We start from the raw sequence: 1,876 nt of genomic DNA on the forward strand, positions 1-1,876 counted from the left end.
TTCCTGGCCTGGACCGACGAGGCGGACTCGGTCGGGGCGCACGACTTCTACGGCCTGCAGGCGATCGCGGTCACCGGCATGGTCGAGGGCGGCGAGACCTTCACCCGGCTGCGCACCCGGCTCCCGTCCGACGGCCTGACCGTGCCGTTCCAGCTGCAGGTGCTCGAGGGCGACCACTGCGACCATCTCAAGACGGACGGCACCAGCCGCATTCGGCAGGGTATCCAGTTCAGCGAGATCGGCCGACGCACCGGCTACTGGCTGCGCCGCGAGCATCCCGGCGATGGCAGCGTCACCGGCAGGGGCTTCGAAGAAGTCCTCGTCCCGGCGACCGACGTCTGCCACCTCTACCGGGCGCGCCGCCCCGGGCAGGATCGCGGCGAGCCCTGGCTCGCCCGGGCCCTGCGCACCCTGTACGAACTCGACCAGTATCTCGACGCCGAGCTGGTGCGGAAGAAGAACGCCGCCCGCCTCGTCGCCTTCGTCAAGAAGACGCTCGACGCCGATGACGAGGAACTGCCGGGCGCCGGCGTGCTCGGCTCCGGGCCGGCCGAGGATGACGGCATCGGCGTCGTCGAGATGGAGCCCGGTACAGTGCAGGTCCTCGCCGAGGGCGAGGACGTGACGATGTCCGACCCGGCCGATGTCGGGCCGACCTTCGAGCCGTTCGTGCGCGAGGCCAAGCGCGGCGTCGCCGCGGCGGTCGGGCTGCTCTACGAGGCGCTGAGCGGCGATTACAGCCAGCTCAACGACCGCACGCTGCGGGCCGCGCTCAACGACTTCCGCCGCGCCGTCGAGCGCTGGCAGCATCACCTCGTCGTGCACCAGTGGTGCCGGCCGATCTGGCGTCGCTGGATCGATCTCGCCCTGCTCGCCGGCGCGCTGCGGCTGCCCGAGGGCATGACGCGCCAGCAGGCCTACGCGGTCGAGTGGGTGCCGCAGGCCTGGCCGTACATCCACCCGGTCCAGGACGTCGAGGGCCGCCAGAAGGAGGTCCAGGCCGGCTTCACCACCCGCACCCGCATCGTCGCCCAGGGCGGCTACGACGCCGAGCGGGTCGATGCCGAGAACGCGTCGGACAACGCCCGGGCGGACGCCCTGGGGCTGGCCTACACCAGCGACGGCCGCAACGCGGCGAAGGCGTCGCAGACCGATCCGACCGGCTCGCCCGGCAGCGAGCCCGAACCCGAACCCGCCCAGGCCGAGGTGCCGCCATGACCGCTGCCCTGCGCGCCCTGACGGTCGAACCCTGGGCGATCCGGCCCGACTACCTGCACTTCATGGCCAGCCTCGCCAGCCTCGACGCCGGCGGCCGCGCCGATCGCCGGGCCGCCGAGGGCCGGGACTGGTTCCGCCTCGACCTCCAGGCCGTCGCCGGCCCGAGCGCGCAGCGGCTCGAGGGCGCGCGCTACGCGATGCTGACCCGCGAGGGCGTGGCGATCGTGCCGGTGATCGGGCCGATCTTCCCGCGCGCCAACCTGATGACCGAGATGTCCGCTTCCGGCACCTCGGCGGCGATGCTCGCCCGCGACCTGCGGCTCGCCGGGGACGATCCGGAAGTCGGCGCGATCCTGCTGATGGTGGACTCGCCCGGCGGATCGCCCACCGGCATCAACGCGCTCGCCGACCAGATCTACGCCCTGCGCGGGCGCAAGCGCGTGCTCGCCCATGTCACCGGCAGCGCCGCCTCGGCGGCCTACTGGCTGGCCTCGGCTGCCGGCGAGCTCGTCCTCGACAAGACCGGCATCGTCGGTTCGATCGGCGTCGTGGCGGCCCTGTCCAAGCAGGTCGAGCCCGACGCCTCGGGCAGCCTGACCATCGAGATCGTCTCGTCGAGCGCGCCGAACAAGCGGCCCGATCCGCAGGCCGAGGACGG

2 protein-coding genes are annotated in these 1,876 nt (G+C 72.9%); both read left to right on the forward strand.

Annotated elements, in window-relative coordinates:
* On the forward strand, positions 1 to 1,218 hold a 1,218-nt coding region (locus tag OWC43_RS23300), incomplete at its 5' end, for a phage portal protein (protein ID WP_393958662.1).
* A partial coding sequence (locus OWC43_RS23305) for a S49 family peptidase (RefSeq protein WP_393958663.1) occupies positions 1,215 to 1,876 on the forward strand: 662 nt, incomplete at its 3' end. The genes OWC43_RS23300 and OWC43_RS23305, both read left to right, overlap by 4 nt.

This window comes from Methylorubrum sp. POS3 (genome assembly GCF_043352485.1).
Lineage (GTDB): Bacteria > Pseudomonadota > Alphaproteobacteria > Rhizobiales > Beijerinckiaceae > Methylobacterium > Methylobacterium suomiense.